23 protein-coding genes are annotated in these 21,851 nt (G+C 44.3%); 7 read left to right on the forward strand and 16 right to left on the reverse strand.

The window, feature by feature from the left end:
• Positions 1-256 precede the first annotated feature (256 nt).
• The 15 genes from FLK61_RS16470 to FLK61_RS16540 all read right to left on the reverse strand — a co-directional run bounded on the left by FLK61_RS16470 (position 257) and on the right by FLK61_RS16540 (position 14,472).
• Positions 257-1,627, reverse strand: coding sequence for a vWA domain-containing protein (locus FLK61_RS16470; protein ID WP_176010450.1), 1,371 nt, complete (start codon positions 1,625-1,627; stop codon positions 257-259).
• A 251-nt stretch (positions 1,628-1,878) separates the two neighbouring features.
• Positions 1,879-2,079 (reverse strand): hypothetical protein, encoded by a 201-nt coding sequence (locus tag FLK61_RS16475; protein WP_176010451.1) that lies wholly within the window; start codon positions 2,077-2,079, stop codon positions 1,879-1,881.
• Between the two features lie 14 nt (positions 2,080-2,093).
• Complete coding sequence (locus tag FLK61_RS16480) at positions 2,094-2,774, reverse strand: hypothetical protein (protein ID WP_176010452.1); 681 nt, start codon at positions 2,772-2,774, stop codon at positions 2,094-2,096.
• 20 nt (positions 2,775-2,794) lie between these two features.
• Complete coding sequence (locus tag FLK61_RS16485) at positions 2,795-3,475, reverse strand: flp pilus-assembly TadE/G-like family protein (protein ID WP_176010453.1); 681 nt, start codon at positions 3,473-3,475, stop codon at positions 2,795-2,797.
• On the reverse strand, positions 3,472-3,855 hold the full coding sequence (locus FLK61_RS16490; protein WP_176010454.1) for a TadE/TadG family type IV pilus assembly protein: 384 nt from the start codon (positions 3,853-3,855) through the stop codon (positions 3,472-3,474). Before FLK61_RS16490 ends, FLK61_RS16485 begins: the two co-directional genes overlap by 4 nt.
• 29 nt (positions 3,856-3,884) lie before the next feature.
• Entirely contained in the window at positions 3,885-4,691 is an 807-nt protein-coding gene (locus tag FLK61_RS16495) for a hypothetical protein (RefSeq protein WP_176010455.1), read from the reverse strand.
• 3 nt (positions 4,692-4,694) lie between these two features.
• Positions 4,695-6,113, reverse strand: coding sequence for a hypothetical protein (locus FLK61_RS16500; RefSeq protein WP_176010456.1), 1,419 nt, complete (start codon positions 6,111-6,113; stop codon positions 4,695-4,697).
• Between the two features lie 127 nt (positions 6,114-6,240).
• Entirely contained in the window at positions 6,241-7,635 is a 1,395-nt protein-coding gene (locus tag FLK61_RS16505) for a vWA domain-containing protein (protein ID WP_176010457.1), read from the reverse strand.
• Between the two features lie 116 nt (positions 7,636-7,751).
• The gene (locus tag FLK61_RS16510; protein ID WP_176010458.1) at positions 7,752-7,952 is read right to left on the reverse strand and encodes a hypothetical protein; all 201 of its coding nucleotides are present in this window, start codon (positions 7,950-7,952) and stop codon (positions 7,752-7,754) included.
• Between the two features lie 65 nt (positions 7,953-8,017).
• Positions 8,018-8,947 carry a type II secretion system F family protein gene (locus FLK61_RS16515; RefSeq protein ID WP_176010459.1) on the reverse strand — a complete coding sequence of 310 codons (930 nt, stop codon included), beginning with the start codon at positions 8,945-8,947 and terminating at the stop codon, positions 8,018-8,020.
• 22 nt (positions 8,948-8,969) lie between these two features.
• Entirely contained in the window at positions 8,970-9,896 is a 927-nt protein-coding gene (locus FLK61_RS16520) for a type II secretion system F family protein (RefSeq protein WP_176010460.1), read from the reverse strand.
• Positions 9,893-11,227: a TadA family conjugal transfer-associated ATPase gene (locus FLK61_RS16525; RefSeq protein WP_176010461.1), complete on the reverse strand. Its 1,335-nt coding sequence runs from the start codon at positions 11,225-11,227 to the stop codon at positions 9,893-9,895. The genes FLK61_RS16520 and FLK61_RS16525 overlap by 4 nt, the downstream gene beginning before the upstream one ends.
• A gap of 16 nt (positions 11,228-11,243) precedes the next feature.
• Positions 11,244-12,389 carry a CpaE/TadZ family protein gene (locus FLK61_RS16530; RefSeq protein WP_176010462.1) on the reverse strand — a complete coding sequence of 382 codons (1,146 nt, stop codon included), beginning with the start codon at positions 12,387-12,389 and terminating at the stop codon, positions 11,244-11,246.
• Positions 12,390-12,400: 11 nt separating this feature from the next.
• The gene (gene cpaB, locus FLK61_RS16535; RefSeq protein WP_176010463.1) at positions 12,401-13,240 is read right to left on the reverse strand and encodes a Flp pilus assembly protein CpaB; all 840 of its coding nucleotides are present in this window, start codon (positions 13,238-13,240) and stop codon (positions 12,401-12,403) included.
• 674 nt (positions 13,241-13,914) lie between these two features.
• Complete coding sequence (locus FLK61_RS16540; protein WP_176010464.1) at positions 13,915-14,472, reverse strand: DUF2087 domain-containing protein; 558 nt, start codon at positions 14,470-14,472, stop codon at positions 13,915-13,917.
• Between the two features lie 107 nt (positions 14,473-14,579).
• On the opposite strand from FLK61_RS16540, the gene FLK61_RS16545 reads away from it, so the two are divergent.
• Entirely contained in the window at positions 14,580-15,215 is a 636-nt protein-coding gene (locus FLK61_RS16545) for a hypothetical protein (protein ID WP_176010465.1), read from the forward strand.
• A gap of 78 nt (positions 15,216-15,293) precedes the next feature.
• On the opposite strand, the gene FLK61_RS16550 is transcribed toward FLK61_RS16545, so the two are convergent.
• The gene (locus tag FLK61_RS16550; protein WP_283811862.1) at positions 15,294-15,914 is read right to left on the reverse strand and encodes a flavodoxin family protein; all 621 of its coding nucleotides are present in this window, start codon (positions 15,912-15,914) and stop codon (positions 15,294-15,296) included.
• 188 nt (positions 15,915-16,102) lie between these two features.
• Between FLK61_RS16550 and FLK61_RS16555 the strand changes: the two genes are divergently transcribed.
• The 6 genes from FLK61_RS16555 to phnE (FLK61_RS16580) all read left to right on the forward strand — a co-directional run bounded on the left by FLK61_RS16555 (position 16,103) and on the right by phnE (FLK61_RS16580) (position 21,836).
• The gene (locus tag FLK61_RS16555) at positions 16,103-16,603 is read left to right on the forward strand and encodes a peroxiredoxin family protein (protein ID WP_176011279.1); all 501 of its coding nucleotides are present in this window, start codon (positions 16,103-16,105) and stop codon (positions 16,601-16,603) included.
• 309 nt (positions 16,604-16,912) lie between these two features.
• Positions 16,913-18,172: an MFS transporter gene (locus FLK61_RS16560; protein ID WP_176010466.1), complete on the forward strand. Its 1,260-nt coding sequence runs from the start codon at positions 16,913-16,915 to the stop codon at positions 18,170-18,172.
• A gap of 142 nt (positions 18,173-18,314) precedes the next feature.
• On the forward strand, positions 18,315-19,295 hold the full coding sequence (locus tag FLK61_RS16565; protein ID WP_176010467.1) for a phosphate/phosphite/phosphonate ABC transporter substrate-binding protein: 981 nt from the start codon (positions 18,315-18,317) through the stop codon (positions 19,293-19,295).
• 89 nt (positions 19,296-19,384) lie between these two features.
• Positions 19,385-20,182, forward strand: a complete 798-nt coding sequence (gene phnC, locus FLK61_RS16570; RefSeq protein WP_249777621.1) for a phosphonate ABC transporter ATP-binding protein — start codon at positions 19,385-19,387, stop codon at positions 20,180-20,182.
• 14 nt (positions 20,183-20,196) lie between these two features.
• Complete coding sequence (gene phnE / locus FLK61_RS16575) at positions 20,197-21,045, forward strand: phosphonate ABC transporter, permease protein PhnE (protein WP_176010468.1); 849 nt, start codon at positions 20,197-20,199, stop codon at positions 21,043-21,045.
• On the forward strand, positions 21,045-21,836 hold the full coding sequence (phnE, locus tag FLK61_RS16580) for a phosphonate ABC transporter, permease protein PhnE (protein WP_176010469.1): 792 nt from the start codon (positions 21,045-21,047) through the stop codon (positions 21,834-21,836). Before phnE (FLK61_RS16575) ends, phnE (FLK61_RS16580) begins: the two co-directional genes overlap by 1 nt.
• Positions 21,837-21,851: the final 15 nt, after the last annotated feature.

Below are 21,851 nucleotides of genomic sequence, written 5' to 3' on the forward strand. Positions count from 1 at the left end.
ATAAACTTTCTCAGGTAGAAAAAAAACGTAAATGCAGTTTCGTAATGATTTCCCCCACATCGCAGAAAGCACATCGCAACGTTTGCACTTCGTCGCTCTCCTGTGTTTGGTAACTATGCTTTTTTCGCGTTTTGTGTTTGCTAACTGCGATTTGGTGTTTGGTTTCTCGCCTTTTTACGTATTCCGTGTTTGATAACTTCAATTCTGTGTTTGGTTTCTCCAAACAATTAAAAAAGACGCACAAATTATTCGTACCCTACTCACGCTCCGTCAGCCGATCCAATTCCTCCATCATCGAATCCCGATTTTCTACATTAGCATCATAAAGAGATCCATAGAATTCCTCGCCAATGTCATAAGACACACTTGCTCTCTCTTCTCTCAAAGCATGCAAATCAGACGCTAAAGACTGATCAACGATTTCATTTGCAATTAAATAGTCAATAACAAACCTCATCGTGATTCTTTCATCTTGAGAAGTAACGCGCCACTCTCCTCGTTCTTCTAAAATCTCCGTAGCCTGTTCGCCGCGCATAGTTTCTACCTCTTGGCGAGCTTCCGCTTCAAAGCTCATCCAAGCCTGCGCGATCTCCACATTCCGATCCAGCTCCGCGATCAACTGCGCCTGATCATTGGCTGTCGCAAACGAGCTCGATGCTGCACGTGCCATATCTCGAAGCTGCCCCTGTTCATTCGCCGGCACGTCGAATCCGATAATCGAAATGATCGGCGTCACGTTTAACTCGCTCAGCTCCTCAATCGCCGCAACCGGATCGCCGCCGCATGTGTCCATGCCGTCACTCACGACGACGATCATATTCGTCGCATCCTCCGCGGCATTGCGGTAATCCTCACTTGTTGTTTCAATCGCGTGCGCAAGCGGCGTCCAGCCATTCGCCTCAACGCTCCCTAGCGCATCCGCAAACGCGTCCGCTTCATACGGCTGTAAATCATACACGCGATCAATCGTGCCACAAGACAGCTCTGGATCCTCTCCAATATGTCCATAAACGCGAAGCGCCACATTCGCCTCCTCTGGCAGCTCCGACACAAAGCCATCAATTGCGTCCTGCGCGATCGACATCTTGTCCGTGCCATCCAGTTCCTCTTGCATACTGCCACTCGCGTCTAACAAGATTTCCACATTCAGCTCCGCAAGCTCAGGCCCTAGCTCTCCATCCTCATTCGGCGTCAAAAAGCTAATCTGCTCCCAGCGATTTGCGAGCAAGCGAGGATCCGGATAGGACGGGGCCACAAGCGTTCCTAGGTGCGTGATATATGCCAACAGCTCCTCCTCAGACGCATCCTCCCGAAGCTCCGGCAACGACGCCAACACATCCGAAAATTCCTCCGACTCCTGCGGATCCATCCCAGCAAACTCCCCCGGCGGGAACGCCAGCACCTCCTCCATCGAAGATGGAATATACGGTACCCCAGGATCTTCAAGCGTCATTTCTTCTCTATTAACCTCATTAGAAACTTCCTCCACCTCGTCCGGCTCATTCGCCGGCTCCGATGCAATCTCCTCGTTAGTCGTTTCCTCTATCGTTGCCTCTTCACTATTATTGGAGCAGGCTCCAATAAGGAGTAGCATGCTTGATCCGCTGATAAGCAGTGACTTCTTCATGATGATTCCCCTCCGATTGTAAATCTGGTTTACGGCTTACCTATAGTTTTAATGCCTTCTTCTATGTGTTTTTACCTTACATATGGTTCTTGCGTTCAACTTCTCCACTTTTCTCGCAAAGTGTATTCACGTTCTCGAATAATGTGTTCAACATCTCACGAATTTCCGCAACATGCGTTTACTTTCTTCCATTATGCATTCAACTTCCACTATGTCGAAAAGCTAGGCGATCTAAGATCGCCTAGCTTCTATTAAGGTGCTTCGTTTCGCAGACGCTCCATGTGCTGGCGCTTCAAAATAGGTAGCACGAAGGCTACCACTACAGGTACCACGGGAAAGCTTTCATCCTCTAAAAACAAGAATACAAGTAGACCAATTGGTACAGCGAATCCGTACAATACAATATATAAAAATAGATAAATACGATTCCAGCGTTTGATTTTCTTGTCCATCTGTCCATCAGTCCTTAAATTGAGAGTTCTTCCGACCATTTTTTCATAAATAGGGTGAGTAATAGTACGAAGAATGGTAGAAAGATCATGTTTAGTAATATCGATGTTCCTGCTACGGCGAGGTAGCTATCGGTCACGGTTTGAATACCGAGAGATGCAAGAAGAGAGAGTAAGATCTCAACAAATCCTACAAATAAAATGACTCCAAGTAACCGAAAGAATCGTTTTTTGCCTATTAATAGGCCAGCTCCAAATGCTCGGCGTACGGTTTGGCCTCTAATGATCGTGATATATGGGACTGCAAACGCAAATGTAAGAATAATAATTCCTGGAATGATAAAGAAAAGAATGCCTGTCATAATCGCGACGGTAAATAAAATCGAAAATAAGTAAAGGGGGAGCCCCTTCTCAACGAAGGTTAGTAGTGCTCGTCGTAGAAGTTTTTCCTCGCCTTCTATCTCATTGTGAAAGAAAGAAATAAAAGGTATTTGAGCTAAAAGAAAGAAGAAAATCATCAAAAAGGCGTTTGTCCCATCAACAACAAACTCCTGTCCAGGTGTCGCTGAAAAGACATATAAATAGTTTGTTAAAAACATGTGTAGCAATAAAAGAGGGAGGACTATGAGAATACTTAATAGCATAATGCGCCCTATATTTTTAGAGTAAATACTAGTAGATTCTGAGAATACGTTCATCAGCATGCGCTCCTTTGCGCCTAAAATTGTTGTTCGATTGGGCTCCAGTTTATATAATCGATAAACGGTACGACTGGACCATAGCCTTCATCTGTCACAAACCGCTCCTCTTCTCCGATCAATTCATCAAAAATGAGAGACTCCATTCTTGATGAGGCAACTACCTCGATCTGTTGCCTTTCTCTAAAGAATGTAATAGAGCCATCACGTGTGGAACCGTTGTTTGCTTCGATTAATGCTCTTGCAGCTTGCACGGATTCAGGAATCGCTGCCAACACATACTCCGAGATGATTTCCTCTAACTCGTCGTTGCCACCACGTAGTTCATTGCTTATGACTTCATTTAAAGCAGCTCGAGACTTTTCAGCTGGACTCCGGTCTCTAGAATCCTCTTCTGCTCGATCCGTAATGCGCTCGCGTAGTGACTTTGTTTCACCCAAATCGATGGTTAAGGTGGGGTCTACATCTATCTCGAGCTCAAGCTCCATCAATGCCTGCTCATCATACTCATCAATGGCGTCATTAACGGCTTCGTAAATGACGGCTGTTGCTGCGATCCCGGCCTGCTCAGCGCTTGACGACGCATTACCCTTGACGAGCAGGGCGTTTGCAAAGCTAAATACGATCAAGAACAATGTAATCATGGCTCCAGTAGCCGCCACAGTTAAGAGCGTCATGTTGCCTCGTTCGTTGCGAATCATTGCATCACTCTCCCTGTGACCGTGCGTTCAATGGGGATTGAGGTGCTGTAGCCGAGTACTTGTCTCGGAAGTAAGGAAACTTGAAAATCCGCTTGGACGGTAGCAGTAAACTCTCCACCGCTTCCGCCTCCAGAGATCCCTACGCTTCCTGACACATGCTTATTCGTATCGAGCATACGCTGCGCTTCCTGCTGAGCTAGTCCAACATCGTTAGTCGCGGCGTACACCTTCGCAGCATCATTTGCTGCAGCCTGTGTATTGTACACAGCAAATCCAGCGACAAAGAATTGCCATATGACGACTAGTAGCATGAGTAAAAGTGGCACCATCGCAATAAACTCGATTGAGGCAGATCCCCTTTCTGACAGTCGTTTTTTCATCGTCATCTTCTCCTCACATAGATCGTTCTTTAATTACGAATTAACGCTTCAGACTTATTTCTTAACATGCGAACATTCTCATCTCTTGCTTCTAAAAGCTCTTCCACACGAGCTTCATAGGATTGCTGTTTTAATGGAGGATAGTCTCCCTCTATAGAATCTATTGACTTTTTCAAAGTGCCCTCATTTGATTTTGTCGTAGCATCTGAAAGTACTTTGTGAGCTAATATATATGACTGTTTCTCCTCCTCATTAGACGAGCGATCTTTATAAGTAGAAATTATTTGACAAAGCTCCCTAGCATCATGTATTACTCGATAGATTCCTAAAGACTGCCTGTATACAATTTCTTTAAATTTCCGTTCATACTGGTCTGCAAGATTCCCATCTGTTTCAGTTAAAGTACCCGTTTCCTGTACAACTTTCCTGTCTAACTCAATAATTTCATCTCGTAGCCCAACTAATTCTTTTTGTAGATTAACTTGATTAATAAATGCGTTTTGAACCGTTTTAATCAAGTCTTTTGAGTCATCTAAAGCATATAGTTGTTCTAAAACATTGATCATTTCATGAGCAGCGCTTTGAGACTTTTGTGCCATTTGATCTAAACTTGCGAAATTAATCATGCAAGAGTCATACATGTGAACTCGACGAGCAATTTGCTTCGCTTGATCATTTTTAATCACATTTTCAGACTGATCCACTACTAATGCATCTGTTGGATTACCCATGCGCGCGTATTGGATATACCAGAATAACTCTCCATTCTCTTCTATCTTATATGGAAAAACGCTGTAAGACTCCAATAACTTTTTATACTTTTTAGCTACCTTCATACGTTATCCTCTCCCAAAAAACGACTTCGTACCTTCCCATAAGTTCTTTACTCCATCTGTTACTTTGTTCTTTGTATCCGCTACAGAGTTCCAGACCTTTTTAGCATCTTGCGCAATTTTTTCTCGATTTCTCCACATCTTAACTACACCCGCACTTGCAGATAAAAGAGCTCCAGTTGCTATTAACCCTGCACCTATTGCCTGTCCACCAGGTATTGCTAATGCGATGGTACCAGCTCCCATTAAGGCACTACCTGAACTTCCTATTCCTCCCAGGGTATCTCCCTCAGAAAAACTCTGTATAGCATCGTATGTACCGAAGCCAAGTCCTAAAGCACCGCCCACAACGCCTAAACTACTTACTGCTTTAAACGCACCTGTCGAACTAGCAGTTGAAGCTCCATTTGATAATGTAGTAGCTACTGCACCTCTAGCGTTATCAACCGGTCTTAAATAATTATACAGCTCATTAAATCTTTGCGCTCCTGTCTGGAGGGTTTGAGCGTGCGATACTGTATCGAATCCAGCACTAATTGCTGCGTTATCATTAGTAACTAATGTTTTAAACGTTGCTTGCATGAGTCCTTGACTAATATCACCACGTGTAAAGCTTTCTGAATCCATGGTGCTTATAACACCACCAGCCAGATCCTTCACAACAAACTTCGTCCAGTCATACTCTGTTTCTGGGAGTCCAACCGTATAATAGCCTTCTCCCTCAAATGTCGCCCATTCACCAGTGATTGGATTCCAGCTAGGTGTTGCACCATTCTGTTGGGCAGGAAGTGGGCTGCTTGGACCAACACTTGGGCCTTGTTGGTGCCATGGGCTATTGTTCCATGGAGTTCCTGAACCTGGAGTTCCATTCCACATTCCACCATCACCTGGTGTACCAGTCCAAGGACCACCCGTTCCTCCTTGACCATTCCATGGATCTCCGTTCCATGTTCCGCCTGTTCCACCTTGGCCATTCCATGGATCTCCGTTCCACGTTCCGCCTGTTCCACCTTGGCCATTCCATGGATCTCCGTTCCACGTTCCGCCTGTTCCACCTTGACCATTCCATGGATCTCCGTTCCACGTTCCGCCTGATCCGCCTTGACCGTTCCACGGATTACCATTCCATGAATCGCCTGTTCCACCTTGACCATTCCATGAATTGCCGCTCCACGAATTACCTTGTTGCGGTGAATCCCCCTGCCAGTCGTTACCTGTCCAGTCATCACCTTGCCAGTCATTCCCCTGCCAATCATGACCTTGCCATGGTGTACCCTGCCATTCATTTCCTTGCCATGGACTTCCTTGCCAATCATTTCCTTGCCATGGACTCACAGCAATTGTGATCAGTGGAAAGCCAAGCTGCATAATAATAAAGATACTTGCTATAACAAGAGCTAGCCAAGATCGGTTTTGATTTTTCATTTACGTCCCCTCCGCACATTTTTTCGCAAGAATACTGACTTTCTTAAGCACTGGCTTTCGCTTCAACCTTCACAACTAAAAACAATCTGATTACTAAAAGAATGAAAGAAATTCCTACTCTATCAAATTAGTTATTATCCTTCTGATCAATAAGTTCATCGAGTTCCTCTAACAATCTATCCCGATTTTCTATATTGGCATCGTATAGAGCCCCATAGACTTCTTCACCGATATCGTAGGCAGCACTTGCTCGATCACTAACTAAATGTCTCATATCTGAATAATGCGCCTGGTCAATTTTCCCTTCTTCCATGAGATAGTCGATCACAGTAAACATATGGCCATTTTCTTCTTGTGTTTTACCACGCCATTCATTTCGTTCTTGTAAGACATCGCCATTCTGATCAATTCTAGCTTGTTCAATCTCTCGGAAAGATTCTATTTCAAACATGGTCCATGCCTGCGCAATTTCCAAATTTCGATCTAGTTCCGCGATCAACTGCGATTGGTCGTCTGCAGTAGCAAATGAACTTGAAGCTGCACGAGCCATATCTCTTAACTGACCTTGTTCATCAGCCGGCACATCAAATCCGATAATCGAAATAATCGGTGTGACATTGAGTTCACTTAATTCCTCCACTGCAGCTACAGGATCTCCGCCACACGTATCCATTCCATCGCTTACAACGACAATCATATTCGTCGCATCCTCTGAACCTTGCCGGTAATCGTCACTCGTAGTTTCAATAGCATGCGCAAGAGGTGTCCAGCCATTTGCTTCAACGCTCCCTAACGCATCCGTGAAAGCACCCTCTTCATATGGCTGCAAGTCATAGACGCGATCGATCGTTGCACACGAGAGCTCCGAGTCTTCTCCTATATGACCGTAAACGCGTAATGCCACATTCGCCTCCTCAGGCAACTCAGACACAAAACCATCGATTGCCTCTTTCGCAATCGTCATCTTATCCGTCCCCTCGAGCTCGTCGCGCATGCTCCCGCTTGCATCAAGAAGAATCTCTACATTTAGCTCTGCTACTTCAGGTCCAAGCTCCCCATCTTCATTCGGTGCCAAAAAGCTAAGCTGATCCCAACGGTTTGCTAAAAGCCTGGGATCTGGATAAGCCGGTGCCACAAGCGTCGCTAAATGTGTGACATAGGTCTCTAAATCTTCCGCTGACGCCTCCTCTGAAAGTTCTGGCATAGTGCTTAGCACTTCCGCAAAGTCCTCTGACTCGTTCGGATCTACTCCTTCAAACTCTCCAGCTGGAAAATTTAGCACCTCTTCCATCGTTGTAGGAATATACGGCACGCCTGGATCTTCAAATGATAGCTCCACTTCGTTTTCTTCAGGCTGATTAGAAACATCTTCGATCTCATTCGGTTCATTAGGCTCATTCCCCAACTCCGATGAAATGTCGTTATTATCTAATGTTACCTGCTCGTTTACTTCACTATTGTCAGAACACGCCCCTACTAATAAAAGTAAGCCAGTAGCGCTTAAAGCTAATGATTTATTCATGAATGTTGCCTCCAGTTGTCATAGTGATCGAAGCTTTTTAAGTCTTAGGAAAAAAAGAGCTTCTCTCTTTCCTTCCTAAGACCCTCCCCAAAATGGGGAAAGTCGTACGTTTCTGCTTAACCGATACCTTCAACAAAGGAGATTAGCCGATCTTTAATTGCTTCTCCAAACTCTGTGTCTCCAGCAAAAACAGTTGAAATCATCCCTACTACAATTACAATTACAGCAGCAATTCCGATCCACTCTAAGGACTGTGATCCTTTTTCGTTCTGCAAATGGCTAACAGCCTCAATGTACATCTCTCTAAGTTTTTTCATGTGTAACTCCTCCTTGAATGTAATATCATATTTGAACGCCCACTCTGTAGACGGACCTTCCAACTTTACAGCATATCTAAAATCGAATTTTCGCCAAAGAACATGTTTAATATCATGAGTCCGGCAATCAATAGAATGACCGATGGTGCGACTAAAAAAGTGGTAATCAGAGTGATTTTAGGAGAGGCTTTCGCGGCCTTCTCCTTTACTTGCTCTTTTCTAATCGTGCGTAAATCCTCTGCCTGATGCTTAAACGTCGTCGCTACTGGGACACCAAGCTTCATCCCTTGCATTAAGGATTTAATCAACGATTGAAATTCGGGATTATCATTCCTGTTTAAAAGCTCTCTATATGCCTGCTCTCGTGGTACTCCTAGCTCAATCTCTTGATTGAATCTAGCAAACTCTTCTTGGAGCGGACCATCGAAATAGGTAACTACTTCTTTTAATGTTTGGTCCAGTCCTCCTCCGGTTTGAAGGGTTACACTTACCGTGTCCAAAAAATCTGGTAGATCATAGCGAAGCTGCTCCTGTCTTGTTTTCGCCACATTCTTAAGCCAAAGGATTGTCCCTAAATAACCTGCTAGTGGGAGGAAAACAATACTGTATATCGCAAATGGGAATCCAATTAATAAGAGAATGAACCCAGTAAATAATCCAAAGAAAAAGAAAAACATCTTTAAGCCTTGAAGCTTTTCTACTGTCATCTTCTTCGATAGTCCAGCACGTCTTAACAACTGTTCGATATCATGAGGTTCACTAAAGAAGTTGACGCGCTGCCCAATTCCAGAGAAATCATCCGCATAAAGCGCGATTCTAGCCATGACTCGCTCGGATAGCTTTCCTTTTGATTCTTTCTGCTCCGTTGCTCCAATTAGCTCTCTAACGTGTGATACCTTCTCCATCTTTGCAACTCGAAACGTGTAATATTCTTTAAGTCCAATCGCTAAGCAAAGTAACGTTAATATGACAGTAAATATCGCTAATGCATCCATGTTGTCACCTCCAAATGTGCGCTTAAACGCGTATGTCTGTCACCTTGCGAATAAGGAAGAAGGTGGCAATTGTGCATACAAGAAATATGGTCACGAGTATTCCTCCCACTAACGTAAAGATAGGCTCTAGGAACCCATCAACAATCGTATTCATGACAAACACGATAAAAATCGGCATCAATGGAAGAATCCATGCGATATATTTTTGTTCCGCAGTCATCGTTTTAATCGTTTGTTGCAAAATCTTTCTCTCTTCAAGCGTCATCGACATCTCTTCTAATACCTCTGATAAATTACCGCCTGCACGCTTTTGAATTTGTAAGGTAGCGATAAAGAGCTTAAAGTCTCTGGAATCCACTCTGTCTTGCAACTTGATTAGCGCTCGGTCAAAATCGACTCCCAAACGCATCTCTTGAGAAACACGGGCAAACTCTTCACTTGCAGGATAGTTCATCTCCCGTGCGACAAGATCAATTCCCTGCTGAATCGTCATACCAGATCTCGTTGCATTAGAGAGCATGCGGCAAATTTCGGCAAGCTGCTGATTTAATTGATCCTGATACTTGTTTTTGCGGAGCGAAAACAGAATGATCTGCATCACCCATAAAAGCGCCCCTGCAATCACGAGCGATAAAAGCAAAGAAGAGCCAAGAACATTCGCAATCACAAGTGTTAACGCCATTGCTCCAACGATTAGCATGCCGTAAAACTCGGAGGGAGTCAGTCCAATATTTGCTTTACGAAGCTTTGCTTCCATTTTTTTCGCATACTTAGATTGGTCAAACCGATCTCCAAGCAGGACGATGGCACTTTTACGTTTACCCGTTGCAGTAAACCAAGTTGTTACTTTGCGTTTCCAAAGCTTCTTTTGTGCTCGGAAATCTAATAGGTACATCATGCCAATCAAAAATAGGATGACGCTTGCTCCGACTAAAAAGGCGCCTGTCATGTGACCTCCTCCTTTGTCTCAAATAGCGTCGGCTCTATTTTCTGTCCGAAGCGATTTAAGCGATCTAACACAGCAGGCACATAGCCAGTAGGACGATGCTCGCCTAAAACGCGCCCCTCTTCGGAGACTCCTGTGCGCTCAAAAGTGAAGATATCGTGAATGACCATGCGACCGTCTTGCTCTGCCACCTCACTAATAGCGGTAATGAGACGCCTTCCATCAGAGAGTCGCATCCCTTGGATAATGATCTCAACGGCTCCTGCAATGTACTCGCGGATAACGGTAGAAGGCAAGTCCATTCCGGCCATAATAACCATTCCTTCGATACGACTCAGCGCATCTCGAGCGGAGTTAGCGTGGACGGTCGTCAGCGAGCCTTCGTGACCCGTATTCATGGCTTGAAGCATGTCAAACGCCTCGGCACCACGAACCTCTCCGACAATAATGCGATCAGGACGCATACGGAGTGCGTTTTTAACAAGCTGACGAATTGTAATCTCCCCTCGCCCTTCGACGTTAGGAGGGCGGGCCTCCATACCTACTACATCGCCACGATTTAAGTTGAGCTCGGCAGAGTCCTCAATGGTAATAACGCGTTCTCCTTCTGGAATCGCTTGAGCTAGCGCATTCAAAAGCGTTGTTTTACCGCTTCCTGTCCCTCCCGAAATAACCGTGTTGATTTTAGAGCGAATAAGAGCCGTTAAGAAGGTACGCATGTCTTCTGTCATGGAACTGCCTTGAATGAGATCATCTAACGTAAATGGCTCCTTCCTAAATTTACGAATAGAAAGCAGTGTCCCGTTTAAACTCACAGGTGGAATCACGGCATTCACACGACTGCCATCAGCAAGCCTTGCATCAACCATCGGTGAACTTTCATCAATTCGACGTCCAATCGGAGCTACAATGCGATCAATAATGTGTCTTAAGTGCTCCTCATTGCGAAAGGTTAAGTTAATCTGCTGCAATCGACCATTCTTCTCAATCGAGACATGATCTGGTCCATTAATTAATATCTCCGTAATCGTATCGTCCTTTAAGAGAGATTCGAGAGGTCCAAAACCTACTGATTCATCGATTATTCTCGTTAATAGCTGTTCTTTTTTATGACGAGTAACAATAACCTTCTCTTCGTTCATAAACTGCGTAATGAAGCGCTCAATGGCAAGGCGCATCTCCCGCTGGCTTAAGTTTGTTAAATGCTCTAAGTTGGCTTCTTGAAGGAGTCTCGTCTTATAGTGATCGACAAGCTGATTTAAGTAGCTATCTTCATTAGCGCTGTAGGTAGCAGTATCCTGACTCTTTCGTTCTTCGCGCTTAAAAAGCGACATCTACATCTCCTCCTCTCTATTTCAAAAAGGCTCGCACCCATTTCCGAATATCCTTTGCAGCTCCAGGTAGCTTCTTTTCTTCCTGCGACTTATGCATGGGCTCACTTACGTTGACATGCGACTGCACACCCTTCACGTCTAATCGCACCTCAAGCGCAATTGGATACGTCAGCAAAGACTGCAAATCTGACTTATTTAATTCATTGTCTCGACTAACCTTATTTAAGAAAAATTCGAGACGCTCTTCTCGCTTGATAGAAAGCTGATCAAACAGATTTTCGACACGCTGAAAGGTTCGAATTGATGGTGTATCAGGCGTGAGAACGTAATAAATCTTGTCTGACTCCTCCATGGCAGTGTACGTCGACACGTTCATGCCATGCGGAAGATCTAAAATAACAAAGTCATAGCTTCGTCTTGCAGTCCGTATAAGCTTGGAAATAAATCGCTCTGTTACTTCCTCCGCAAACTCTGCATCACATGGACTAAGTAGCATATCGAGCTTGGAGCGCTTCTCATATTCCAGCACGTGCTGAATATGCGTTTCGTTCAGTTCGTCAACGACTGGAAGGAGGTCGGCTAATGAGCGATTGCTCTCAAGACCAAAGAACGTTTCCGCACCTCCATATTGCATATTTAAATCGATAAAGAGCACGCGAGCCGTGGACTCTAGCTTTAGGGTTTGAGCAAATGAGAGAGAAAGTAGCGTTGTTCCGCTCCCGCCTTTTCCGCTAAAAAAGGAAAACACCTTTCCTTTCCCGCGCTTAAATGCTTGGATTGTAGACGCCGATTCTTCTTGTGATTGAATCGTAGTGAGTAGTGCAGGTAATTTATGACGGAGACTATCTAGCTCCTGAGGGTATAAATAATATTCATCCGCGCCCGCTCTAATCACGTCGCGCAGACCATTAAAATCTTCTTCTAGTCCAAGAAAAATGATGTAAGGAATATTGTAGTCAGATGCGATCGTTTGAATCGTCTCCGCACCACTAACTGCTTGGTTATCTGCAACGAGCAAAATGTCCGGAGTACGTTTGTCGATTTCGACAATCGCTTCTTTTTTTGCCACTAAGTTAACGGCGAATGCTTCTTCACTTAGCTTCAAAGCTTCTTGTCCCATTTCTATATCGTCGCTTACTATTAGCATGTATAAAGGTTCCATGTCGGGTTCACCTAGCTCTCATTTTGTGTCGTCTCGTTGTTTTGTTCGGTTGAATCAGTTGGTTCTGTTTCGGCTGGTTCTGTTGTTTCGCCTCGTTCGGCAGGCACTTCCTCTGTTGATTCATTTTGATCAGCTGATTCCTCTACTTGGTTACCTTCTTCGTTAGGTGTTGCTTCTGGTTCTTCTATAATTGCTTCCTCCGATTCGTCCACTACCTCATCTGGTGACACCGGCGCTTCCGATGAACCTGCGGTAGATCTGATGATACGAAGCTGGTCTGCGTAGTTTTGTCTATGGATAAATGCTTGCGCTTGCTCGATGGTCATTTCAAGTTGCACCCCTTGGAATTCCCCACCTGATGTAGCAACTCTTGCTACAAGTACATCCTCCATAAAAAGAGTCGTCGCAGCCTCTCCACTAAACGTATCGGATACAATAATATCGACGAGATCCATGGCATCTAACTGTTGGTCAAACACCACATTGTTCCCAGCCATCACGGTGATCAATCGATCATTTTGTTCCTGTGTATCATCAAATTCCTTTAGCATATTTTGCGTTAAGAGATCCCCTTCGGAGAGTGGGACTAACGCAACCTTCTGCCTCAGATCATCAACATTCGTAATATGAGAATCCGTTACAAAGCGATTCGGGATCGCCTGCACACTCACATCCTCAGGCCTGATGAGCTCACGAGAGAATATATCTTGCCCGGCGACAAACACTTCCGTCATGCCTCCAAGCTCTTCATTCATTTGACTAACCTTCTGTAAATAAACAAATCCCGCTCCAATCGCTAATAAAAATGCGAGCGATAAAAATATCATTGCTTTTCTTTTCGAATCCAGCATGGCTATCCTCTCTCTTTCGTCCAACTACATATCCACTTGAGGAAACGAGGGAAAGCTTGTTAGGGGTAAGATTGTGAATCTTCCTGTAACTTCTTCGAGACCCGGTGGAATAACATGTATCATCATAGCAAGATCTTCCACTAATTTTGAGCTATTCGACAAAACCTTTACGAAAAAAGCGACAAATTTCCCCCTCTAATACTTCTTTAGGATAGCAATCTCGAAAACTGTCAAAAATCATTGTGTCTATTTTGTGACTATACTCACATGTAATATCTTGTGTTTTTTATATTTGCACCGACAAAATTCGACAAAATGATAGTTTGTGTTCATTCGAATTTTCTTGTTCGACAAACAGATAAGTTGACAAGCACATACCCACATAAGTATTGAATGTCTTTATTAATTGGACTGTCCGCACTGAATGGACGAAATCGTTGCGAGGTGTTAGCACATAGCAACTTTTGCTCGTTCCTCTATATGATTGCGTGTCACTTCTCTTAAGTTTTGACAGATTGCGTGTCGCTTCTTGCGAATTGCGCGTCGCTACTCGTGATTTTCTTCAAATTGCATTTCACTTCTCCAACATTGCGCCTCACTTCTCTCCGAAGCACCTAGAACTGTCCTTCTAACACGCAAAATAACCAAGTGAGTAGCTCTCACTTGGTTGTCTTCTAAATCGGCCACATATCACGAGGATTTAACTCATACACCCCGTCCTGCCTAAACATGAAGTGCGACATAATAAATTCCCGGCGCACCGTCGCATAATCATCGTAAAACTGCTTAATGTGCTCATTTACCTCGCGCTCCTCATACGCACGACCCTGCTCCAACCCTCGTAACATATACTCAAGCAGCATCAATCGCTTCTTGCGCTGCGCCGGCAACTGCGTCAGCCTACCTGATCCATCGGTAAAGTTTGCGACCACCTTCGACTTTTCATCCCCGACAACAAATTCTGGCTCGGACAAATTCAAAATTGCCGAGGACATACGTGCCAGCCGATCCTCTTCTAGGTGAAAATAGATCGTATTTTTGTCTCGTCTCTGTGAGACAAGACCAATCTCGCGTAGCTTTGTCATATGATGAGTAATCGTTGGAGCCTTTAACCCGAGCTTCCCTGCTAGAGCCTGTCCGTGAAGCGGCCCCTTTTTAAGTAACGCTAAAATACGTAAGCGCGTTTTATCTCCTAACGTTTTGTGAAACGCAACTAAACGATCCAATTGCATATTAACAACCCCTTTCATCTAATTAGATATTAAACTAATTAGATACAATTGTAAAGTCGTTTATTTTTACAAAGAAAAGGAAATACACATACCAATGGAGGGGTTATATGTCGAAAAAATGGATGGCAGGAAGTGTTGCGTTGTTTCTCCCACTAGTAGCTTGTAGTTCGCCGGAAGAGGATATAGAGGCGCTTGGGGAGGAGTATGATATTTCGTATTCGCCTGTTGGTGAATCGACTGATCTTGGGGAGGATGCGCCTGTTCTTACCTATGAGGAGGTCGAGGAGTTGTTTGCAACGCTCCGAATGTCGATTGATGATGGATCTGTAGATCCTGAGAACTTTGGGGTGACCACCACGCCAGAGTTGAGAGAGCCCGTTAGTGCCTCCGATTCATCTGGTGCTCACACAGCTTCTATTGAAGAGTTTTATGAGGGGGAGGAGACAACCTATTTCGGTCGTCATGTCTCGTTTGTTTATGAAATCGAGGATCCAGAAGGCGATTTCACAGCTGAAAATATTGAACTCAGCGATATTTCATCCTATCCTTCCAGCAGAGGTATGTCTCTTGAATGGACGGAAAATGTGTTAGCCGAATTTTATAATGAAGAGTCTGGCGAGATCATTTTTCATGCGAGCGGGGAATGGTTCGCTCACTTTATCTATGATGACCAAGAATATACCGTGTTAGAGCTAGATGCTTGGGAGATTCCACTGGATCTTGAGGAGCTTTTACCGTCTTAATCCCCTTTTATTGGGGATTTTTTCGCGCAAAAAAAGACCACCCTCATCGGATAGCCTTTATTAAGTATGTTGCTTTGTTTACATCACGTTCCCCTCAGCCGGAATTGGCTGTGCCTTTAGCATTTTTGCTAGGTGAAGCGTGTTGTACGCGAGCATTTTTACATGTGATTTTGTGAAGTCGTTTTCCTTACCGCCTTCGATGTATGATGGTCCTGGACCTGCTTCACCAACCCAATACGCATCTACGTTAGGTGGGATGACAAATCCGATATGTGAAAGTCCGTATAGAATAGAGGCTGCTGCGTGCTTCGCGCCATCCTCGTTACCAGTAACGACAACACCCGCTACTTTATTGTAGTAGATCGCTTGACCTTTATCGTTCGTTTCACTACTACTTCCGTATAGTCGCTCGATAGCAAGTGTCGCTAAACTGCTCTTTTCGCCAAGCCATAGAGGGGTGCCGATGATAACGATATCTGCGGCTTCAATTCGCTCAAAAATTTGTGGCCACTCATCCTCCTCGCCCATGTCCTCTGCGATTCCGAATGCAATATTATAGTCTGCGAGCCGGATCATCTCCGTCTCCGCTCCCTCATTCTCCAGTAGTTCTAGCACTTCTGCCGATAAAACCTCCGTGTTGGATTCCTCGCCAGACGACTTTAATGATGCATTTAACACAACTGCTTTAATAGCTGACATTGGTCATCCTCCTCTCGATTGTACTGCTACAGATACCCCCTTTTTGAGAAAATTAACAGGTTTTGTATAACTAATTTATAATAAAATGAAACTATTTTTTAAACCTGTTTATTTGGACCTTGGTGCGTTTTAGGTTGTCACTCCTCGGGTAATTGATAATTGTTACCAAAATATAGGGAGTGACAATGATGACAACATTTAAATTAAATGAACAAGTACCAGACTTCACATTACCATCTGTAACAGGAGAGCAAATCACATTTTCTGACACAAAAGGATCGGATGAGTGGCAACTAATCATTTACTTCCGCGGATCATGGTGTCCTGTGTGTCAGGAGGAGCTTGAGGATATTGAATCAAGCATAAGCTACTTTGAGAAGCACAACATTCGGGTGACGGCTATCTCGCACGACAATAAGAATGACCTGCAGAAACTAATTGATGACAAAGGACTATCCTTTTCTATATTAATGGATGAGGACTATAGCTTTTTAGAAGCTTACGGCGTCCATCGCCATACGAATGATGCCCCATATGAGGATCACGGAGATCACGGCGAGCCTGCTTATTTCTTAACAGACGAAAACGGAAAGCTACTTTATCAGCAACGTCAAACGAGTCCATTTGGACGGCCGCACGTGAATGAGCTGCGTAAAATTATTAAGTACATTCGTAAAAATTTAACATAACATTATGACGGTCAGGCGATCAAACATTGCCTGACTTTTTTGTGGGGAGGAACCGTGCATGTGGTAAAAAATTGAACGCATTATCCGAGAACGTGAACGCTTTTCGCAAAAATCCCCACGAAACGGAACACGCCTTCAAAAAGTAAGTTAACTCCCAACCATTAACTTCCACCCTATCCCCAATATGAACGTTTTTTAATGAACGTGACCGCAATATGAACAGAATGTTAGTTTTATTAAGAATCTCTCCTCTACTAACATGAGACTTCAAATCTTTGTTACGGTTATACAAAAAAAGGAGTCCTACCTGTGTCACCTTCTACAAACTCTGCAACTTATTCTCCTAAACGTGACGTCATTATCATGGCTACTGCTACTGCTATTTCACTATTTGGGGACGCGATGATGTACATCGTGCTACCGCTTATGTGGCAGGAAATCGGTCTGACCGCACTTTGGCAAATTGGTGTCCTCTTATCTGTAAATCGAATTATTCGACTACCTCTAAACCCACTTGTAGCTTGGCTTTACCAGTACATTAGCTACAAGCACGGATTTTACATTGCCATGGCACTAGCAACTGTGACGACACTTGCCTATGGCTTTTCCTTTGGATTTGTTTGGCTGCTCACTGCTCGCATCCTTTGGGGTGTTGCGTGGACATTCTTAAAACTCGGAGCCTACCTCGCCATCCCTACACTTGCGTCGAGCGAGGATCGCGGTTATTTATTTGGTTTACATAAAGGCATCACTCGCACGGGCGCATTATTAGGTACCCTGATCGGTGCCATTCTCCTTGACCAAATTGGCCTAATGCCAGTCATGATAGGCTTTGCTGTAGCTAGTGCCGCAACCTTTATTCTCCTACCGTTTATGTCGAATGTACGACTAACTATCCCATCTAAGGAGGAAAAGCGGGTCGAAGTCTCGTACGCACAATTATTACGCATGCGTTTTATTGTTTCTCTATTAGTAAGCGCAATGGCTTTGACGATCGTGTTTGATGGCGTCTTAAAATCGACGCTCACCTATTTACTCGACGGACATATGACCGAAGGATTGATGATTGGAGCCCTTCTCATAGGAGTCGCCACAATGGGCAGCTTGTTGCAGTCTGTCAGAGTGCTTTGGGAAGGCTTTTTATCACCAGCGCTTGGCAAAATGGCGGATAGAAGTCGATCGCCTAAAACCCTATTCGCAGCAAGCTTTCTCCTAACAGGACTACTACTTATAGTGCTACCACTCCCTATCCCACTGGTCATATTTATTTTAGTCGTACTACTCATCCAACTACTTGCTACTGCATTAGAAGTGTTTAACTTAGCCATTGCTGCGGAGGCATCGGAGCAAACCTCCCGTGTACGGATGATGACCTCGTTTTCTGTCGCGCAGGATTTAGGGGCTGCGATTGGACCACTCGCGGGATATATCGCTGCCGAATGGTTTGGGATGCAGGCGCTTTATGCCGGGATCGGTGCGTTGTTTATTATTTGTGGTATCTATTGGTTACGTACCTCTGATTCCTTAGCTCAAGCAAATATTCATTATGTTGAAAGATATGTTAAATAACGCTATCAATTCATAATTCATTCATATACTGAACATTTGTTCACAAAACCCTTACACAATTAAACATTAGATTAATAGTTCCTTAATACCCCCCGTATATGATGAGACCTGTAAACAAAATGTATAGGGAGGCAACAACACGATGAAAAAGCTTTTGGGTGGAACACTTGCAGCTGCGGCTGCGATGACGTTAGTAGCATGTGGGACAGACAACAACAGTGAAGTAAACGAACTAGGCGCAGAGACTGCTGAAGCATCAAACGGTTCAGAAGATCGTTCGGATTGGCCAGAAGAATTTATCTTTGGACTTCTTCCTGTAGAGGATCAGGCTGAGCTAACTAATCGCTACGAGCCGATGATCGAGTACTTAGAAGATTATTTAGATGTTGACGTGACGCTTTACAATGCGACAAACTACACAGCATTAATTGAAGCAATGGCAAATGGACACCTTCATGCTTCCACATTCGGACCTTTCTCTTATTTAGTAGCAGCAGAACGCGCAAATGGTGAACCTTTTGCTATTCCTGTAAGTGAAGAGGGTGGTACGGAGGACGACATTTATTACACAGCTCAAATGATTACGCTTGATGAGCATGGAATCGATTCATTAGAAGACATCGAGGGGCGTTCTCTAGCATATGCGGATCCAGCTTCCACATCGGGACACCTATTCCCTAAGGCTATGCTCATTAACGAAATCGGCTTAACAATGGATAATGTCGATCAGTTCCCATCTGACGTTGTCTTCTCTGGTAGCCACGAAGCGTCTTTATACTCTGTACTAAACGGAGATGTAGAAGCGGCTGGCGTATGTAGCACATGTATCGAGCGTGTATTTGACCGAGTGAATGATCATGAGAATTTTGATCAGCTGAATATTTTTCATGAGTCTGAGCCAATCCCTGGTGGACCATATGTCATCCAAGGTGATCTTCCACAATCCTTTAAGGACGCTGTTCAACAGGCATTCCTTGATATGTCCGAAGACGAAAAAGGACGTGAATTCCTTGAAGAGAGCGGTTATTTAGGTGGTTACTTCCAAGTTGACCCCGCTGTTTATCAGGTTGTTCAAGATACAGCTGAAGCTCTTAACTTAAGTCCGGAAGAATTACTAGAGTAGCAGATATGCAAGAGCCATGCTGCATCGGTCTTTGATGCAGCATTTCTTTTTTCAATCGGTGAGACAAATTTGTGGTGGAAAGGGTGTTTATGATGGGTCAAACGACTATGTCAGCTGTTACGGATCGACCAGAGGAAGTGTCTGATGCGGTTTTACAACTAAAAGATGTAGAGATGACGTTCCCGGACGGCACGCAGGCGCTTAGGGGCATTTCGCTTACGATCAAAAAGGGGGAGCTTGTGTCTATTATCGGTCCTAGTGGGGCTGGAAAGAGTACGTTTATGCGTTCGTTAAATCGGTTAAATACGCCGACTGCTGGGTCTATTGTGTTTGAGGGGCAGGATGTGATGCGTGCTCGCGGTAAGGAACTTCGCGAGATTCGTCGCCGAATTGGGATGGTGTTCCAGCATTTCAACTTAATTAAGCGGTCGCAGACGTATCATAATGTGTTGCACGGGCGTTTAGGCTATATGCCGACGTTGAAGGGTAGCTTTGGTCGTTTTTCGAAGGAGGATACGGAGAAGGCATTTGAGGTGCTTCGTCGTGTTGGTCTAGAGGAGCATATGTTCAAACGTGCAGATGAGCTTTCAGGTGGTCAGCAACAGCGCGTTGGGATTGCTCGCGCTATTATTCAGGAGCCTTCTTTACTGCTCGCGGATGAGCCAATCGCAAGTCTTGATCCTTCTTCGTCTGAAAATGTGATGAACTACTTAAAACAAGTGTGTGAGGAAGACGGGCTGACGTCTATTGTTAACCTTCACCAAGTGGATTTTGCGAAAAAGTTTGCTCACCGTATTATCGGAATTAAAGCGGGTGAGGTCGTATTTGATGGGGCTCCGAGAGAGCTTACGGATGGCATTATTGACTACCTATACTATAAAAAATAAGGGGGCGTATCCAAGTGGAATCTCTTGCTCGGGAGCTGAAGGTTAAAACAGAGGAACAGAGTCCTTCTATTGATTATTACGCGGAGCTATCAAGGCGTAAAAAATATGTCATGAAGTCTCACCTTGTCATATGGAGTATTTTATTGCTTTTAGTTGGATGGAGCTGGTACGGGACAGGTTTTAGTTTGTCTATTTTATACTACGGACCAATCAGTATGACAGGATTTATTGTGGAGAATTTACTTCGTCCAGATTTTACTGCTATTCCTCAATATTTAAGTCCGGCGATCATGACGATCTATATGAGTTTTGCTGGGATGGTGCTGTCTGTTATCGCCTCGTTATTTTTTGCGTTTATGTCTGCATCGAATACAACTCCTCATAAGTCCATTGCCTTTATGAGTCGCTCTATTGTTGCCTTCTTGCGTGCTGTGCCTGCGCTTATTTTAGGGATGGTGCTTGTCGTTGCTTTCGGTTTAGGGACACTTGCTGGAACGCTTGCGCTAGCGATCTCTGGTATTGGTATTTTAGGTCGGGCGTTTGCGGATGTGATTGAGGAGATTGATGAGAAACAGGTCGATGCCGTTCGTGCAACTGGTGCTAACTGGTTTCAAATCATGGGGCAGGCGGTTTGGCCACAGTTTAAGTCTGGCTTTGTAGCATGGTCCTTGTACAAAATGGACTTAAATATTCGCGAGGCTGCTGTACTTGGGTTAATTGGAGCTGGTGGTATTGGATATGCTCTGCAAGGGAACTTAAACTTGTTCCAATATGATCGAGCAGTCGTTGGAATTCTCATGATCTTTGGTCTCATTCTTGCTGTTGAGTTTGCGACGGCTAAAATAAGGGAGCGGATTATCTAATGCACACGCACTATAAGCGATCTACTCGCTACATTTATATCAGCTTGTTTCTCCTCTTTTTCGTTTTCAGTTTATTGCAGGTAGGCATCATTGATCCTGTTATTTTTGATGCATTTGGTCGCGTTCAGCATATTTTAGGAATTATGGTCCCACCAACGTTAAACGAGCCTATTGATGTGTTTGGTGCAGCAGTGGAATCGTTACAAATTGCTGTTATGGGCACGCTTTGGGGCATCATTTTTTCCATCGTGCTTGCTATGCTCGCAGCTAAAAATCTTGCTCCACATATCTCTATCAGCTATGCGGTTAAAGGATTCGCCGCTTTCGTACGCGCCGTGCCAGCACTGATTTGGGCATTGCTATTTATTATCGCAGTAGGTCTCGGTCCAACTCCCGGTATTTTAGCTCTTGCAGTCAATAGCATCGGCATGCTCGTGAAGGTTTACGCGGAGGCAATCGAAGAAATTGATATGGGCATTATCGATGGACTAAAGGCAACAGGTGCTTCTAAAGTACAAATTATTATGCAAGGTATTATTCCAAGTATTATGAGCATATTTATCTCTTGGTCTGTTTTCCGCTTTGATATTAATATTCGATACTCGGCTGTGTTAGGTGTAGTTGGAGCCGGTGGGATCGGTTGGGAGCTTGTTCGCGCCTCACGCGTTATGGCCTACGATCAAGTTCTCGGAGTGACGCTTGTGATTTTTGCTATGGTGTTGTCGGCAGAGCTACTTACTCGCTATTTACAGAAACGAGCAGACACAGCGAACCTTCGCGCTGCTCAGTAAAACGGAAGGAGGCAC

Source organism: Paenalkalicoccus suaedae (genome assembly GCF_006965545.2).
Lineage (GTDB): Bacteria > Bacillota > Bacilli > Bacillales > Salisediminibacteriaceae > Paenalkalicoccus > Paenalkalicoccus suaedae.

Excerpts from the sequence above, each read along its gene's own strand:
- FLK61_RS16470 (WP_176010450.1), bottom strand. The coding sequence starts at position 1,627 with ATGAAGAAGTCACTGCTTATCAGCGGATCAAGCATGCTACTCCTTATT.
- FLK61_RS16475 (WP_176010451.1), bottom strand. The coding sequence starts at position 2,079 with ATGGACAAGAAAATCAAACGCTGGAATCGTATTTATCTATTTTTATAT.
- FLK61_RS16480 (WP_176010452.1), bottom strand. The coding sequence starts at position 2,774 with ATGAACGTATTCTCAGAATCTACTAGTATTTACTCTAAAAATATAGGG.
- FLK61_RS16485 (WP_176010453.1), bottom strand. The coding sequence starts at position 3,475 with ATGATTCGCAACGAACGAGGCAACATGACGCTCTTAACTGTGGCGGCT.
- FLK61_RS16490 (WP_176010454.1), bottom strand. The coding sequence starts at position 3,855 with ATGAAAAAACGACTGTCAGAAAGGGGATCTGCCTCAATCGAGTTTATT.
- FLK61_RS16495 (WP_176010455.1), bottom strand. The coding sequence starts at position 4,691 with ATGAAGGTAGCTAAAAAGTATAAAAAGTTATTGGAGTCTTACAGCGTT.
- FLK61_RS16500 (WP_176010456.1), bottom strand. The coding sequence starts at position 6,113 with ATGAAAAATCAAAACCGATCTTGGCTAGCTCTTGTTATAGCAAGTATC.
- FLK61_RS16505 (WP_176010457.1), bottom strand. The coding sequence starts at position 7,635 with ATGAATAAATCATTAGCTTTAAGCGCTACTGGCTTACTTTTATTAGTA.
- FLK61_RS16510 (WP_176010458.1), bottom strand. The coding sequence starts at position 7,952 with ATGAAAAAACTTAGAGAGATGTACATTGAGGCTGTTAGCCATTTGCAG.
- FLK61_RS16515 (WP_176010459.1), bottom strand. The coding sequence starts at position 8,947 with ATGGATGCATTAGCGATATTTACTGTCATATTAACGTTACTTTGCTTA.
- FLK61_RS16520 (WP_176010460.1), bottom strand. The coding sequence starts at position 9,896 with ATGACAGGCGCCTTTTTAGTCGGAGCAAGCGTCATCCTATTTTTGATT.
- FLK61_RS16525 (WP_176010461.1), bottom strand. The coding sequence starts at position 11,227 with ATGTCGCTTTTTAAGCGCGAAGAACGAAAGAGTCAGGATACTGCTACC.
- FLK61_RS16530 (WP_176010462.1), bottom strand. The coding sequence starts at position 12,389 with ATGGAACCTTTATACATGCTAATAGTAAGCGACGATATAGAAATGGGA.
- cpaB (WP_176010463.1), bottom strand. The coding sequence starts at position 13,240 with ATGCTGGATTCGAAAAGAAAAGCAATGATATTTTTATCGCTCGCATTT.
- FLK61_RS16540 (WP_176010464.1), bottom strand. The coding sequence starts at position 14,472 with ATGCAATTGGATCGTTTAGTTGCGTTTCACAAAACGTTAGGAGATAAA.
- FLK61_RS16545 (WP_176010465.1), top strand. The coding sequence starts at position 14,580 with ATGTCGAAAAAATGGATGGCAGGAAGTGTTGCGTTGTTTCTCCCACTA.
- FLK61_RS16550 (WP_283811862.1), bottom strand. The coding sequence starts at position 15,914 with ATGTCAGCTATTAAAGCAGTTGTGTTAAATGCATCATTAAAGTCGTCT.
- FLK61_RS16555 (WP_176011279.1), top strand. The coding sequence starts at position 16,103 with ATGACAACATTTAAATTAAATGAACAAGTACCAGACTTCACATTACCA.
- FLK61_RS16565 (WP_176010467.1), top strand. The coding sequence starts at position 18,315 with ATGAAAAAGCTTTTGGGTGGAACACTTGCAGCTGCGGCTGCGATGACG.
- phnC (WP_249777621.1), top strand. The coding sequence starts at position 19,385 with ATGATGGGTCAAACGACTATGTCAGCTGTTACGGATCGACCAGAGGAA.
- phnE (WP_176010469.1), top strand. The coding sequence starts at position 21,045 with ATGCACACGCACTATAAGCGATCTACTCGCTACATTTATATCAGCTTG.